This is a genomic window from Streptomyces pyxinae (assembly GCF_024756275.1).
GTDB classification, from domain to species: Bacteria; Actinomycetota; Actinomycetes; order Streptomycetales; family Streptomycetaceae; genus Streptomyces; species Streptomyces pyxinae.
The window spans coordinates 373,740-388,627 of sequence record NZ_JANUGQ010000003.1 but is presented as its reverse complement, the minus strand read 5'-3'; the positions used below and the strand labels follow the sequence as shown (position 1 = coordinate 388,627).

Annotated in this window: 12 protein-coding genes; 5 read left to right on the top strand and 7 right to left on the bottom strand. The window is 75.4% G+C overall.

Translation table 11 applies throughout. The features are described from left to right. Window positions 1-53 precede the first annotated feature (53 nt). The 3 genes from NX801_RS06510 (at window position 54) to NX801_RS06500 (ending at window position 5,599) form a co-directional block, all read left to right on the top strand. A complete protein-coding gene (locus NX801_RS06510) occupies window positions 54-2,255 on the top strand; it encodes a serine/threonine-protein kinase (protein ID WP_258786084.1) in 2,202 nt (733 codons plus the stop codon). Next, complete coding sequence (locus NX801_RS06505) at window positions 2,252-4,531, top strand: hypothetical protein (RefSeq protein ID WP_258786083.1); 2,280 nt, start codon at window positions 2,252-2,254, stop codon at window positions 4,529-4,531. The genes NX801_RS06510 and NX801_RS06505 overlap by 4 nt, the downstream gene beginning before the upstream one ends. A gap of 150 nt (window positions 4,532-4,681) precedes the next feature. Continuing rightward, a complete protein-coding gene (locus tag NX801_RS06500; protein ID WP_258786082.1) occupies window positions 4,682-5,599 on the top strand; it encodes an alpha/beta fold hydrolase in 918 nt (305 codons plus the stop codon). Between the two features lie 60 nt (window positions 5,600-5,659). Here the strand turns inward: NX801_RS06500 and NX801_RS06495 are convergent, their stop codons facing one another. The 6 genes from NX801_RS06495 to cbiE all read right to left on the bottom strand — a co-directional run bounded on the left by NX801_RS06495 (window position 5,660) and on the right by cbiE (window position 11,170). Then, on the bottom strand, window positions 5,660-7,132 hold the full coding sequence (locus tag NX801_RS06495; protein ID WP_258786081.1) for a peptidase: 1,473 nt from the start codon (window positions 7,130-7,132) through the stop codon (window positions 5,660-5,662). Window positions 7,133-7,354: 222 nt separating this feature from the next. Continuing rightward, window positions 7,355-7,729 carry a winged helix-turn-helix domain-containing protein gene (locus NX801_RS30705; protein ID WP_309505791.1) on the bottom strand — a complete coding sequence of 125 codons (375 nt, stop codon included), beginning with the start codon at window positions 7,727-7,729 and terminating at the stop codon, window positions 7,355-7,357. A gap of 26 nt (window positions 7,730-7,755) precedes the next feature. Beyond that, on the bottom strand, window positions 7,756-8,187 hold the full coding sequence (locus tag NX801_RS06485; RefSeq protein WP_258786080.1) for a hypothetical protein: 432 nt from the start codon (window positions 8,185-8,187) through the stop codon (window positions 7,756-7,758). A 147-nt stretch (window positions 8,188-8,334) separates the two neighbouring features. Next, the gene (locus NX801_RS06480) at window positions 8,335-8,964 is read right to left on the bottom strand and encodes a MarC family protein (protein ID WP_258786079.1); all 630 of its coding nucleotides are present in this window, start codon (window positions 8,962-8,964) and stop codon (window positions 8,335-8,337) included. A gap of 72 nt (window positions 8,965-9,036) precedes the next feature. After that, on the bottom strand, window positions 9,037-9,786 hold the full coding sequence (gene cobM, locus NX801_RS06475; RefSeq protein WP_258786078.1) for a precorrin-4 C(11)-methyltransferase: 750 nt from the start codon (window positions 9,784-9,786) through the stop codon (window positions 9,037-9,039). 13 nt (window positions 9,787-9,799) lie between these two features. Further along, a complete protein-coding gene (gene cbiE / locus NX801_RS06470) occupies window positions 9,800-11,170 on the bottom strand; it encodes a precorrin-6y C5,15-methyltransferase (decarboxylating) subunit CbiE (protein WP_428986076.1) in 1,371 nt (456 codons plus the stop codon). Between the two features lie 404 nt (window positions 11,171-11,574). On the opposite strand from cbiE, the gene NX801_RS06465 reads away from it, so the two are divergent. Continuing rightward, window positions 11,575-12,030 (top strand): universal stress protein, encoded by a 456-nt coding sequence (locus NX801_RS06465; protein ID WP_258786076.1) that lies wholly within the window; start codon window positions 11,575-11,577, stop codon window positions 12,028-12,030. A 150-nt stretch (window positions 12,031-12,180) separates the two neighbouring features. Here the strand turns inward: NX801_RS06465 and NX801_RS06460 are convergent, their stop codons facing one another. Continuing rightward, on the bottom strand, window positions 12,181-13,125 hold the full coding sequence (locus NX801_RS06460; RefSeq protein ID WP_428986071.1) for a D-alanyl-D-alanine carboxypeptidase family protein: 945 nt from the start codon (window positions 13,123-13,125) through the stop codon (window positions 12,181-12,183). Between the two features lie 483 nt (window positions 13,126-13,608). Between NX801_RS06460 and NX801_RS06455 the strand changes: the two genes are divergently transcribed. After that, entirely contained in the window at window positions 13,609-14,823 is a 1,215-nt protein-coding gene (locus NX801_RS06455; RefSeq protein WP_258786075.1) for a cytochrome P450, read from the top strand. The last annotated feature ends 65 nt before the right edge of the window (window positions 14,824-14,888 follow it).

Genomic DNA, 14,888 nt, shown 5'->3' with positions numbered 1-14,888 from the left:
CGCTCCCCGAGCCGGGGCACAACCACGTACGCACGGAAGGACGGCGACCGCCGGTGCCCAGCACGCCCCACCCCCAGCACCCCGCCGAGGATCTCGGCCGCCAGGCCCGGGTGGCCGGGGCGGGCGGCCCGCCGCGTGCCGCCACCCTCGCCTTCACCCTGCCGTCCGGACACCGGCGCGCCGCCCCGGTGCGGTTCGGCCCGGACTCCCGGCGCGACCCGGGCCTGCCCCAGCTGGTGCGCAACGGAATGCTCGACGACGAGGGCCGGCCCTGTGTCCAGGTGCGGCTGGCCGGCGCCGAGGCCGCCCACCCGCGGGCCCGGGCGCTGCTGGACACCGAGGCGGGCGCGGTGCTGCGGATGCACCGGACGCTGGCCGGCGGCGAGTACGCACGGCTCTTCCCCGAGCTGATCGGCCATGACCTGGACGCCGACGAGCCATTCCTGCTGTACGCCCCGCCCCGGGGCGTCGCCGTCGCCCGCACCCATGTGATGTCCGCGACCGACCAGCGGACCTTCGCCCGGGATCTGCTGCTGGCCCTCTCGTTCCTGGCCGGCCAGGGGCTGGTGGCGCGCGGGGTCTCCCCCGCCACGGTGTTCTGGGACGGCACCTCGGCCCAGCTGTGGGGGCTGGAGGCGGTGGAGCGCGCAGGCCGGGCCCGCACCCGGTGGGGCCGGCCGCCCTACGCCGCGCCCGAACAGCGCCGGGCGGAGGGCCGGGTGGACGCGCGGGACGCGGTGTGGAGCGCGGCCCAGGTGCTGTACCAGCTGGCGACGGGGCGGCCGGGGCCCGCCGACGGGGTACCGGCCGACCTGGCCGGCCACCGGGCGCTGGCCGAGCGGCTCGGGGACGCCTTCGCCCCGCGGGCGGCCGACCGCCCGGGCCCGGCCGCCCTGCTGGAACGGCTCGCCCCGGAGGCGGCCCGGCGGCTCGCGGTCACCGGACCGGCCGGTCCGCCGGACGAGACCGCGCACCACCGGGCGGCCTTCGAACAGGCGCTGCGGCTCAAGCGGGAGACGCCCCGGCCGCCGTCCGGGCCGGAACCCGGGGCGGAGCCCGGTCCGGGGCCAGCGGCCGGGGACCAGGCGTCGCGCGCCGGGGGCGACGGCCCGGTCCTCTGCCCGTACTGCCTGGAGCCCATCCAGCTGGACCTGGACGCGCTCTACGTCACCAACAGCCTGATGCAGTACGAGCAGTTGGACCTGGCCCGGCACACCAATCCGCTGCGCCGCCCGGACGTGATGCGCCGCGCCGTGCAGCGGTGCGCGGCGGACCCGGACTTCCCCGAGCACCACATCCCGGTGCCCTATCTCAGTTACGGCCGTCCGCTGACGGTGGCCATGGTCGGCGAGTCCACGTCCGGCAAGAGCCATCTGCTGACCCAGATGATCGCGGGGATCATCGAGGGCGGGCTGAAGCCGTTCGGTCTGGACTCCCGGCCCGTCAACCCGGAGCAGCACAACCGGTTCATCCGGGACCGGGTGCAGCCGCTGCGGGGCGGCGCGGTGCTCGGCCACACCGCCGCCGTCGGCAACTCCTTCGCGCGGTTCGTGTCGTCGCTGCTGCTCACCGACGCCCGTGGCCGGACCCGCCCGGTCGCCTTCTTCGACCTCGCCGGTGAGGACCTGGTCCGCACCGACGAGGTCCTCCGGTTCCTGCTGGGCATCGACGCCCTGCTCTTCGTGGTCGACCCGGTGACGGCGCTGCCGCTGCCGGAGCTGGACCACACCCGCCGGCGACAGCGGGTGGAGGCGCACCGGGGCGGCGACCTGGCCTTCGGGACGGTGCTGGACCGGCTGCCCAGGAACGGCCCCTATCTGGAGGTGGCGTCGGCGATGGTGCTGGCCAAGTCCGATCTGCTGCGGTTCCGGCCCCCGGTGGACCGGTGGCTGGCCGAGCCCCCCGCCACCTCGCTGGACCCCGCACGGGTCCGGGCCGAGAGCGGGGACGTCTACGGGCTGCTGCGGCAGTACGCGGGGCCCGCCTGGCTGCGGCCGTTCGACTCGATCCGCCGGTGCACCCTGCACATCGCCTCGGCCACCGGCAGCCAGGAGAACCGTGGCCGCTACCCGGCGGGCACCGGGCCCCGGCGGGTGCTGGAGCCGCTCGTCTCGCTGCTGGCCATGCACGGCCTGATCGAGGTGCCGGGCGGCGGGGGCGCGGACGGCTCCGGGCCGCCCGGGGATCGCGGTGCGTCCGGCCATCCGGGTGATCCCGGGGCCACCAGGGAGTTCGAGGAAGGGGAAGCCCGGTGAGCGAGTTCCAGCACCGGCCCGGCGACCGGCACGAGGAGCGGCCCGGCAGCCAGTACGGCAGTCAGCCCGGTAGTCAGTACGGCAGTCAGCCCGGTAGTCGGTACGGCCATCAGCACGGCGACCGGCGCGACAGTCACACCGGCGACCGGCACGGCAACGGGTACGACGGCCGGACCGGCGACCGGCACGGCAACGGGTACGACGACCGGGCCGGCGACCGGCAGGGGAGCTCGTACGACAACCCGTACGGCGACCCGTATGACGACCCGTACGGCGCCGGGTACGACGACCGCTCGGGCGCGGGCGGCAACGGCTACGAGAACCCGCCGGACCGGGGGGGCTCCCCCGGGGGCGGGGTGCATCAGGTCTTCTTCCGCTGGGACGCCAGCCGGGGGCCGCAGGGCAGCGGCATGGCGGCCGTGGCACACTCCTGCGGCCCGGAGCGCGCCACCGAACTGGCCGGGGAGCTCGGCCCGTTGCTGTGGGTGCCGGGCGTCCGGCGCGCCAGCGTCGTACGCGTCCCCTCCCACCGGGGGGACATCCTGCTGGTCCAGCGCCGGCCCTTCACCGACCGGACCGGCCGGCCCAGCACCCTGAGCCACGCGTTCGTCGGTGACCGGCACAGCCTGCCGCCCGAACTCTGTCTCGCCCTGGCGTACCAGGGCTGGGGCTCTCCCCAGGGGGCCGAGGAGGCGGCCGGGGAGCTGCGGGTCGTCGAGCGGGAGCGGCTGCGAAGGCTGGCCGAGGGGCGGCTGCCCGAGATGGTTCGGCGGCTCCCCGAGGTCGCCCGGCCCCTGACGCTGATCGCGGCGGAGTGGCTGCGCGACCCCCGGCGGCGGGTGTCGCTGCTCGCCCAGGGCCCGCCCGACGACCGGGGCGACACCGCCGCCCTGGTGGGCTTCGGGCTCTTCCGGCTCTTCGCCGACTGGCTGAACCAGGAGTGGTCCTTCGCGACGTACGACGCGGTCGACACCCACCCGGTCCGGCTCGTCTCCGTACCGCGCTGGGAACCCGACGCGGGCGGCGCCGGGCAGCTCGCCCGGGTGGAGGACCAGCCGCTGACCAAGGCGGGGCTGGAACACCATGTGGCGGACCTGCTGGTACGGCAGCTGCTGGCCAACCCGGCGGCCGGCCCCGGCGTTCCCCAGCTGACCGGCCGGCTCCGGGGCGGTGCCGCGCTGGACTGGCCGGACCGCCGGGAGCTGCTGCGCGGCCTGCTGGAGGCCGAGCGGCACGCGGTGGCCCGCCGGCCCGCGTCCGCCCGCCGGCCGGATCCGGTCTCCGCACCCCCCACCCACGGGGCCCCGAGCCGTGCCTCCGGACCGGACCGTGCCCCTGGACCCGACCGCGCCTCCGGACCGGCGCGCGAGCCGGGCCCGGAGCCGGCCGCCTCCGCTCCGGCTCCCCCGGCGTGGTCCCGGGAGAGCTCCGCCCCGGCCCGGCCGGTGCCCGAGTGGCCGACCGGCCGTTCCGACGAGGAGCTGGTGGCCGAGCTGGGGGCCGGGCAGCTGTCGCCCAACGCCGTCCAGCGGGCGCTGGCGGAGCTCCGGAAACCCGACCGGCGCGAGACCCGGACGCCGGAACTCCGGCACCGGCTGTGCCGGGAGGTCGTCCAGCGCGAGCTGTGCCTCCCCCCACCGGGTGAGCCGGGCGAGTCCGCCACCGGCCGGGCCCGCCGGGCGGCCGACCTCTTCGCCTGGGCGGTCGTCCCGCTGGCCCGCGACGAGACCCACCTGGAGGATCTGCACAAGCTGCTGCACCGGATTCTCCGGAAATACCGGAGCGGCGATCCGGCCGCCGCCGCATGGCTTCAGGAGGCCCTGCTCCGCTCGCCGGACGGGAACGCCCCGCAGCTGCACCCCGCGCTCTGGCAGCAGCTCGTCCGGGAGCTGCTGGACCGGACGGACGAGTCCCCGCGCACCCCTCCCAGGGCCGCCCCCGCGGACCGCCGTCCGGCCCCGGCCCCGACCCAGGACGCGTACGCGTACCCGGATCCGGAGCCGTACCCGGCACACGATCCGTACCCGGGCCACGACCGCGACCCCTCGGCGCCCCGGGGACCCGCCCGTGAGCAGGGCCGGGAGCCGTACCGGTCCGGTGAGCGGCCACCGGAGCGGAAGTGGCTCCGGGCGGTGGAGGGCCGATGGCGTGGGGACCCGTCCCGCCCGCCGGACCAGCGTCCGAGGCCGGGAGACCGTCTGGGGTACGCGGTGGTGGGCGTCACCGTGGGGCTGATCGTGGCGCTGCTGATCACCATCATCGTGCTGGTCATGTAGCTCCCGGGCCTGCGGTCACCCCGTCGGCCCGTCACCGACCGTTGCGCGGCTGGACAGTGACCGCCCGTCCGCCCAGGCTGGTCGCGCTCGGTCCTGCTCTTCCCTGCCCTTCCCCCCTTCCCTGCTCTTCTCTTCCGGAGGCGGTGCCGTATGCCAGAGATCGACCTGAGTGCAGGAACCATCGAATACACCGACACCCACGACGGCACCGGTTCCGGCATCGGCACCGGTTCCGGCATCGGCACCGGTTCGGGCGCCGGCACCGGTCCCGTCACCGGCACGGCGGCCGGAGCGGAGACCGTGGTGCTCGTCCACGGCCTCGGGTTCGACGGGTCCGTCTGGGACCGGCTGGTGGCCGAGCTGAGCGGGGAGTACCGGATCGTGGTGCCGGTGCTGCCGCTCGGCAGCCACCGCAGGCCCATGCGTCCCGGCGCCGATCTCTCCGCCCAGGGAGTGGCGAACCTGCTCGCGGAGTTCCTGGAGCGGCTGGACCTGCGGGACGTCACCCTGGTCCAGAACGACGCGGGCACCGCCCAGCTCCTGGTGGGCGTCCGGGACGAGCGGGTGGGCCGGCTGGTGCTCACCTCCTGCGAGGCGCTGGACAACTACCCGCCGGGCGTCCAGGGCCGTACCCTGCTCGCCGCTTCGCGGATCCCGGGCGGGCTCCTTCTGCTGCTCCAGAGCTTCCGGGTGCCCTTCCTCGTCCGGCGGTCCTTCTCCCTGGGCGGGATGGCCACGCGCCCGATCCCGTTCGCGCTGGTACGCCGCTGGTACCGGCCGGTGCTGTCCAGCCGGGCGATCCGCCGGGACTTCACCGCCTTCTGCCGCGGCACCGACCGGGGGACGTACCTCCGGGCGGCGGAGCGGCTGCGCGGCTTCGACCGGCCCGCGCTGGTGGCCTGGGGCGCCGAGGACCGGATGATGCCGCACGCCACGGGGCGCCGTCTCGCGGAACTGCTGCCGGACGCCCGGTACGTGGAGATCCCGGACGCCGGCACTCTGGTCCAGCTCGACAACCCGAAGGCGCTGGCGGCGGAGCTGCGCCGGTTCATCGCCGCCACCCGCTGACCGGCGCCGCGTCCGCCGGGGCCCGGCACCGGGCCGGGCCCGGTGCCGTCGGCGTCCCCGTCAGACCCCGGCGTTCCCGCCGCCCGCGCCGTCCCCGGCGGATGCGGCGGACCCGGCGGGGGCGGCCGTCCGGCGGCGGCGGGCCAGCACCATGGCGCCCGCGCCCGCCAGCACGGCCGCACCGGCCGCGAGGGCGAGCCGGGTGGTGGCGGAGGAGGAACCGGTCTCGGCGAGGGCCCCGGAGGCGCCGTTCACCGGGGTGTCCGAGGTGCCGCCCTGGGCGCTCGGCCCGGCGGAGGGCGTCGCGGAGGCGGAGGCCGACACCGACGGCGACGGAGAGGGGGACGCGGTCCCGGCGCCGCCGCCGTCCTTGGCGAGGATCCGGAACGGTGCCAGGTTGGCGGTCACCCCGCAGGCGCCCTTCGCCTTGTGGTACTCGGCGCCGTAGAAGAGGGAGGCCTCGCCGGCCGGGGTGGCGGCGTCCGGTGTGAGGCGCAGCTTGAAATCGGCGTGCCCGCCGGACTTGAGCTCCGGGATGCCGCCCACCCGGCTCTCCTCGGTGAGGGCGGCCCAGCCGGGCTGGGCGTCCGAGGACCACTCCAGCTTCAGGAACCGGTTGAACCCGGACGTCTCGTTGGAGTCCTCCGGTTCACCCGGGGCCTCCGCCGTGCCGTCGTGGTAGACGTCACCGAACAGCCCCACCCGCTCCAGGGTCTCCGGGGAGCCATTGGTGATCCGCAGCCCGAACTCGGCCTGCTTGCCCGCGACCACCTCGGCGGGCGGCGTGGTGAGGGTGACGGCGATCCGCGCGTCGGTCTCGCCCCCGGGCCGCTCACGAGCCTCCGTGAGGGCCCGCTCGGCGTTCTCCTTGCGGGTGAGCGCGGTCTCGGCCGCCCGGAGAGCGTCCACATACTTCCGGTCGAGCGCCGACTCGGCCTCGTCGGCCGCCGTCTGCGCCCGGTCGGCCTCGGTGCCGGCGGTGCGCTTCGCCTCGGCGGCCGCCGTGGCGGCGGCCCTGGCCTCCGTGACCTTCGTCCCGGCCGCGGCCCGCTCCTGGTCCGTGGCGGTGCCGGGGAGGTCCTTCAGCGCGGCCTCGGCATCGGTCACCGCCTTGTCGGCGGCCTCCTTGACGGTCGCCGCCGCGGCCGCGCGCTCCTTCGCCTGCCCGGCCGCGACATGGTGCGGCGCGGTGGACAGTTTGCCGTCGTCCCGGGCCCGGCGGGCGGTGTCCCGGGCGGCGACGGCGTCCTGCCACGCCTTGGTGGCCTCCGCGACGGCCTTCTCCAGCTCCTTGAGCCCCGGCGTGCCGGGCTGCTCGCACAGCAGCGGGACACCGCCGGACCCCTCCGGTAGACCCGCGCCCGCCGTGACACCCGTACCGGCGGTGCCTCCCTTACCGCTCGTGGCTCCGGTACCGGCGGCCGGCGGCGCGGGGGCTGCGAAGGCCGGAGTGGCCGACGCGGCGGAGAGCAGCACGACGGGCGCGGTCACGGCTGCCGCGACGGCGGTCGCGAGGGTACGGCGGATCTGCACGGGGACCCTTCCTGGGCGGTGAGAACGGCACGAACGGGCGATGATCGTATGACCGGCGTCATGGATCAGAAAGGGCGATTCCCGCCGGGCCCGCCCCGGTGGCCGGCCATCCACCGAACAAACCAGCACAACCGGGGCAGTTGCCCACCCCCGGCGACTTTCTCTGTGAACGTTGTCATCCCGCCCGCGCCCCCGCCCCGCCGAACCCTTCCCACCGGAGCCTCAGCCTCCGCCGGTGATGGCCCGCAGCGCCGCGAGATGCCGGGCATACGCCTCCCGCCCCTCCCCGGTCAGCGAGACCCACGTACGAACCCGCCGCCCGGCCCGGACCTTCCGCACCTCCAGCCAGCCGGCCTCCTCCAGCGCGGCCAGCTGCTTGGAGAGGACCGAGTCGGAAATTTCCACCAAGTCCCGCACGAAGGCGAATTCGGCCTTCTCCGCCGCCACCAGGGCCGCCATCACCGACAGCCGGACCGGCGCGGTCAGCAACGGCGCCAGCGCGTGCCGGGGATGCCCGCCCGCCTCCTTCTCCGCGACCCGCCGCTCCGTCGCCCACCCGCCCACCGGCTCCCGGCCCGGCGCCTGCCGTTCCGTCATCTGCTCTTCTGATACGCGCCGTTCCGTCATCCGGCTCGCCGTCCCTCGCACCAGGCACCCACGGTCGGCGGCAGGGCGCAGCACACCGCGGCGACGGCCGCGAAGACCGGGCTCTCCCGCCAGACCGTCAGCCCCAGGACGACGGAGGCCCCGAAGAGGACGCCCCAGACACCGATCACCGCCCCCACGGTACGGCCGAGTCCCCGGCGCACCACCGGCTGCCGGAGGGCGTAGAGGCTGAGGCCGGTCACCAGCGCCAGTTGGGACAGCCCGTACACCCCACTGGGCACGGGCCCGTGCCAGAGCAGGGCCATCGGCACCAGCAGCAGCTGACCCGCCGCGTACACCCAGAGATAGCGTCCGTACCAGCCTCCGCGCCACCGGGCGACCGCCTCGACCCCGGACACCCGCCCCAGTGCCCGCCGCGCCGCCTCGGCACCGATACCCGTTTCCCCCACGGCCGTTCCCCGCTTTCCCATGTTCTGTTCCCCTGCCCTTCAGCGCGCCCGCTCCCCGGAGGAGCGCCCGACAGATCATCACTTGCCATTATGGCCATCACTTTCCAGAGTGGAAAGTGATGGTCCGCCGGCCGGTCAGGGCCCGGGTCAGGGGCGGTCGTCGAGGCCGGGGACGCCGAGGGCGGAGAGGCCGTCGAGGAACAGGTCGACGCCGACGGCCGCCAGCAGCAACCCCAGGAGCCGGCCCAGGAGTTCGATGGTGGCGTGGTGGGTGCGGCGCAGCACCCGGGCGAGCAGCAGCACGCAGGCCAGGTCCAGGGCGATGACCGTGACATAGGCGGCCACCACGGTGGAACGCCAGGTCCAGCTGTCCCGGGCGGACGCCTCGATCAGCACCCCCGTCATGGCCAGCGGGCTCACCACGTACGGCATCAGCAGCTCGCGCACCCCGCTGATCAGATCGGGGGCGGTGCCGTGCGGGCCGTCCGTGCCGAGGTGGATGCCGAGCACCAGGCCGACGGCGTAGAGGAAGAAGATGACGCCGCCCGCGAGTTGCAGCGCCGAGGTGCTGATGTGGAACAGGTCGAGCAGCCAGGGCGCGCCGATGCCGACGACCACGGCGACCAGGACGGCGGCCCCGGAGGAGATCAGCGCGATCCGGCGGAGCCGGTCCATCGGATGGGCCTGCGCCAGACCGGCGAAGGAGAGCAGCACCTTGGGCGGGCCGATGACGGAGAAGAAGGTGATGAAGGCGGCGGAGTAGCTGAAGGTTTCCACGCCCGGCATCATGGCCCGCCGCCCTGCCCGTCCCGGGCCACCGGCCGGGACCCGGTCGGGGCCCCGGCGGGCTCAGCAGGTGTGCCGGTCGCGCTCCGGCGAGTAGAGATGGCTGTCCCGGAACTGGGTGGCGCCCAGGGTGCGGCCCACCAGAATCACCGCCGTACGAGTGATCCCGGCGGCCTTCGTCGCGTCCGCGATCTCCGCCAGGGTGCCGCGCAGCACGATCTGGTCCGGCCGGCTGGCCATCGCCACCACGGCGGCGGGGCAGTCGGCGCCGTAGTGCGGGAGCAGCTCCGCGACCACCCGGTCGGCGTAGCGGGCGGCCAGATGCAGCACCAGCAGGGCACCGCTGCGGCCCAGGGTCGCCAGGTCCTCGCCGGGCGGCATGGGCGTGGCCTGCTGGGCGAGCCGGGTCAGCACCACGGTCTGACCCACGGTCGGCACGGTCAGCTCCCGGTTGAGCGCCGCCGCGGCCGCCGCGAAGGCCGGAACGCCGGGCACCATCTCGTACGGCACCCCGGCCGCGTCGAGACGGCGCATCTGCTCGGCCACCGCGCTGAAGACGGACGGGTCGCCCGAGTGCAGCCGCGCCACGTCCTCACCCGCCTCATGGGCGCGGACCAGCTCCCCGGTAATGGCGTCCAGGTCGAGCCGGGCGGTGTCCACCAGCCGGGCCTCCGGGGGGCACTCGGCCAGCAGCTCGCGCGGGACCAGCGACCCAGCGTACAGGCACACCCGGCAGGAGGCGAGGAGCCGGGCGCCGCGCAGGGTGATCAGGTCGGCGGCACCGGGGCCGGCCCCGATGAAGTAGACGGTCATCGTTGTCTCTCACTCACTCGCTCTCGTACGCGCCGGCCCGGCCGGGGCCCGCGTGCGGGGATTCGGCCGGCCCGGCGCCGGCGCCCATGTCCGGCCCGGCGCCAGGACCGGCGCCGGGGTCGCTGTCCGGTCGGGCCGTCGGTTTGGTCACGGTCCACTGGGTGACCGGCATGGCCTGGCGCCAGCCGGTGAAGCCGCCCACCGGGACGGCGTGCGCCACCGCGAGCCGGACCAGCTCGCCGCCGTACCGCCGGTACCGGTCGGCCAGCAGCGCCTCGGACTCCAGCGTCACGGTGTTGGCGACCAGCCGGCCGCCCGGGCCCAGCACCTCCCAGCAGGCGTCGAGCAGCCCGGGCGCGGTGAGGCCGCCGCCCACGAAGACGGCGTCCGGCCGTTCCAGACCGGCCAGCCCGCCGGGCGCGGCGGCGGTGACCACCCGCAGCCCGGGCACCCCCAGGGTCTCGGCGTTCCGGACGATCCGGGCGGCCCGCTCCGGGTCCCGCTCCACGGCGACGGCCCGGCAGGAGGGGTGCACCCGCATCCACTCGATGCCGATCGAGCCCGAGCCTCCGCCCACGTCCCAGAGCAGTTCCCCGGGCGCGGGCGCCAGGGCGGCGAGGGTGGCGGCCCGGACATGGCGCTTGGTGAGCTGCCCGTCGTGCTCGTACGCCGTGTCCGGCAGCCCCGGTACGGCGCCGAGGCGCGGCGCTCCCGGCTCCCGGAGGCACTCGACGGCCAGCACGTTCAGCGGGTCGCCGGGCGGCCGGTCCCAGTCCCGGGCGGTGGACACGGCGTGCCGCTCCCGGTCCGAGCCCAGCTGTTCCAGCAGGTGCAGCCGGCTGGGCCCGTAGCCGCGCCCGGTCAGCAGGGCGGCCACCTCGCCGGGGGTCGCCGCGCCCGCGCTGAGCACCAGCAGCCGGCGCCGGTGGTGCAGCGCGGCGGCCAGGGCGGCGAGCGGGCGGCCGACCAGCGAGACCGTCACGGTCTCCTCCAGCGGCCAGCCGAGCCGGGCGCAGGCGTACGAGACGGAGGACGGGTGCGGCAGGACGCGCAGCCGCCCGGGCCCCGCGGTCTCGGCGAGCGCCCGGCCGATGCCGAAGAACATGGGGTCACCGCTGGCCAGCACGGCGAGACCGCGCCCGGCGTGCGCGGCCAGCAGCCCCGGCACGGCGGGCCGCAGCGGTGAGGGCCAGGCGACGCGCTCGCCCGGACAGTCGGCGGGCAGCAGGGCGAGCTGCCGGGGCCCGCCCAGGATCGCCCCGGCCCCGCGCAGGGCGGCCCGCGCGGCGTCGGTCAGCCCCGCCCAGCCGTCCGCGCCGATGCCCACCACGGTGACGGGCGGTCCGGCCGGGAGGGAGGCCGGCGCACCCGGTCCGGACCCGATGGCGGCCGGCGCACCCGGCTCGGACCCGGGGGCGGGCCGGTCGCCCGGTCGGCCACCGGCGGAGGTGCCGGCGCCGCCGCCGGCCGGACCGGGGCCCGGGACGGAGTCCGGGACGGGTTCCGGGGCTGGGCCCGGGACGGGTTCCGGGGCTGGGCCCGGGCCGGGTTCCGGCGGCCGGGAGTCGCTGCTGCTCACGGCCCCGAACCCTACCGGCGGCGACCCGGCGGGTGCCCGGCGGGCGGGGCACCAGGGGCGCGAACCCCGGGACGCGCGGGTCACTCGGTCCAGCCCGGCCCGGCCGCCCGCCTGCCGGTGGCCGGGAGGATCATCCGCCCGCCTGAACCGCCGCGCCAGGGGTAATCGAAGGGTGACCGATGCCCTGTACAACCAGGCTGGAGGCGAAGATGGCGACAGGCAGGATCGTCGTGGGCGTGGACGGCTCCGAACCGTCTCTGGCGGCACTGAGGTGGGCCGCCGGGCAGTCCGCGCTGACCGGTGAGCCCCTGCAGGCGGTGATCGCCTGGGAGTACCCGGCCACCTCCTGGGCGGGGATGGCCCCGGGCGGCCCGGTCCCGATGCCGCCGCCGGACTTCGACCCCGAGGATCTGGCCCGCCGCACCCTGGACGAGGCCCTGAAGACCACCCTCGACCCGGCCGTCGCCGCCGCGGTGGAGCGCCGGGCCGTCAACGGCCACGCGGCCCAGGCCCTGCTGGAGTCCGCCGAGGGCGCCTCCCTGCTGGTCGTCGGAGACCGGGGCCACAGCGGTTTCCGCGCCGCCCTGCTCGGCTCCGTGAGCCTCCATGTCACCCAGCACGCCCCCTGCCCGGTGGTCGTGGTGCGGGGCGCCGGGCGGAGTTAGGCCGCCGACACGGAAGACGCAGAAACCGGGTGGTGACGGGAGAGTCTCTCCCGTCACCACCCGGTTCCGGTCTCGCGGGAGCCCGGCCCGGAGGGACCCGGCCCAGCCCGGACCGGGAATGATCCGGTCCCGGCCCGGTGCGCGTGCGCGTCAGTCGCGCTGGGCGCCCTTGGGCAGCGGGGCGAGCTTCATGGACGTGGCGCTCTTGGTGCCGAAGCCGTAGTCGAGCAGCTTGGCCGCGTCCTTGTAGCGGTCCTTGCCGTTGAGGACGACGCCGATGAGCGTCTTGTTGCCCCGGGTGGCGGCGAAGACCAGGCAGGGGCCGGCGGCGGTGCCGGTGCCGGTCTTCACGCCGATGGCGCCCTTGTAGGACTTGAGCAGCTGGTTGGTGTTGTACCAGGTGTACGTACGGGTCTTGCCGGTGCTCGCGACCGCGTTGCCCCTGTACGACGGGGACTTCACGACGTTGCGGAAGGCCGGCTTGCTCATCGCGTACCGGGCGATCTGCGCCAGGTCGGCCGGGGTGGTGTAGTTCTTGCCACCGCCGGAGATGCCGTCGAACGAGTCGAAGCCGCTGTTCTTCAGGTTGAGCGACTTCGCCTGCTGGTTCATCTTGGCGATGAACGACTTGGTGCGGGCGGCCGGCGTGGAGCCGGTGCCATAGGTGTCGGCGAGCGCGTAGGCGGCGTCGCAACCGGACGGCAGCAGCAGCCCGTAGAGCAGCTGACCGACCGTCACCTTGTCACCGATCTGGAGGTCGGCCGTGCTGGCGCCCTCCTTCTTGACGTAGTCGCGGTACTCCTTCTTGATGGTCACCTTGCGGTTGAGGTCGACCTTCGGCTGGGAGAGCACCACGGCGGCGGTCATGATCTTCGTCGTACTGGCCATCTGCCGACGCGTGTTGTCGGCCTTGCCGTACAGCTTGGTGCCCTTGGCGTTGTCGAGCAGGTACGCACCCGCGCCGCTGACCGCCGGGGCCGCGGCGGCGTGCGCGGTGGTGGCGGCCAGCGGCGATGCCAGCGCTATCAGGCCGCTCGCCAGCACGGTCGTCGTGGTCCTGCGCAGGGTCGCTGTGCTGATCTTCAAGGAGAACACTCCGGTGAGGCGAATGTTGTGGGGAGAGCCCAGGAAAAACAGGCCCGTTCAGTAGACAGTTGAACAGCCCGGATGGATGCGCCCGAGAACCGGGGAATCTCGAAAGAGTGAATTCGATCGGCCCAGTACGGGTGGTTTGGCAGCTTTTGTGCGGGTCAGGATCCCTGTCTCGCCCGTTCACGGCGCCGCCACCACCCAGCCTCCGATGGGAATATCACCCCCCGCGCCACCCCCACACCCCCAACGCCTCCGATCACCCCCGGCGACCCGCGTCCGCACCCCCCCCCACACGCCTCCCTCTCCACCCCCTCTCCGCCCTCCCCGCCCCCCTCGATCTCCCACCCTCCCCGGCTCTCCCCGTGCTCGCTCCCTCCCGCCGTTCCCGCCGAGACACCGTCATCACCCGCCGCACATGCGGACTTTCACCACCACCCCACCGCCCGCGCACCCGCCCCCGTGCCCCGTCCCCCGTGGAGTTCTCCGGTGCTTCCCCCTCCGCGCGCAGTCACGTGCACCTTCCACCACAGCCGCGAACTCGACTTCGACCCGCAACTCGCCCGCCTCATGCGGCTGGGGCCCATCTCCCGGGTACGGCTGCCGCACGGCGCGGGTGAGGCGTGGCTCGTCACCAGCTTCGAGGGCGTACGGAAGGTCACCACCGACCCGCGCTTCAGCCGGGCCGCCGTCGCCGGCCGCGACTACCCCCGGCTGACTCCCGAGCCGATCGTCTCGCCCGAGTCGATCAATGTGATGGACCCGCCCCGGAGCACCCGGCTGCGCGCCCTGGTGGCCCAGGCGTTCACCCCGCAGGCGGTGCAGACCGTCCGGCCGGCCGTCCAGCGGATCACGGACGGACTGCTGGACCGGATGGCCGACCACGGCCCCCCCGCCGATCTGGTGCGGCACCTCTCCGACCCGCTGCCGCACCAGCTGATCTGCGAGCTGCTGGGCGTCCCCCCGGCCGACCGGGAGCGGCTGCGGCGGGAGGCCCACCGGCTGCTGGCCACCGGCGCCGGGGCCGGACGGGCGGCGGCGGAGGCCAAGGCGGCCCTGCACGCCTACTTCGCCGGTCTGGTGACCGAGCGGCACCGGACGCCCGGCGAGGACCTGATCAGCGCGCTCGCCCGGGCCCGGCAGGACGCGGACGGCGCCGACCGGCTGACCGACCGGGAGCTGGCGGTCATGGCGGCCACCCTGCTGCTCAGCGGACTGGACACCTCCACCTGCCAGATCAGCGACATCGGCTATCTCTTCCTCAGCCGCCCCCACCTCTCCGCGCTGCTCCGCGCCCATCCGGAGATGCTGCCGGCGATGGTGGCCGAGGCGCTGCGCTACATCCCGTTCCGCAAGGGCGTGGGCATCCCCCGGGTGGCCACCGAGGACGTCGAGCTGTGCGGGGTGGTCATCCGGGCGGGCGAGTACGTGCACGTCTCCTATCTGGCCGCCAACCGCGACCCGGGCCGGTACGTCCGCCCCGATGTGCTCGACCCCTACCGTCCGGCACGGGCGCACATGACCTTCGGCTGGGGCGGTCACCACTGCCCGGCCGCCTCGCTGGCCACCACCGAGCTGGAGATCGCGGTCGGCAGTCTCTTCGCCCGCTTCCCGGAGCTCCGGCTCGCCGCCCCGCCGGACGAGGTGGAGTGGGACGAGCACACCATCCGGCGCTTCCCGCTGCGGCTGCCCGTCCGCTGGTGACCGGCCGAGCGGCAGCGGCCGGCGCCGACCGGTGACCGGCCGACCGGCGCCGCCGCCGGCACCGG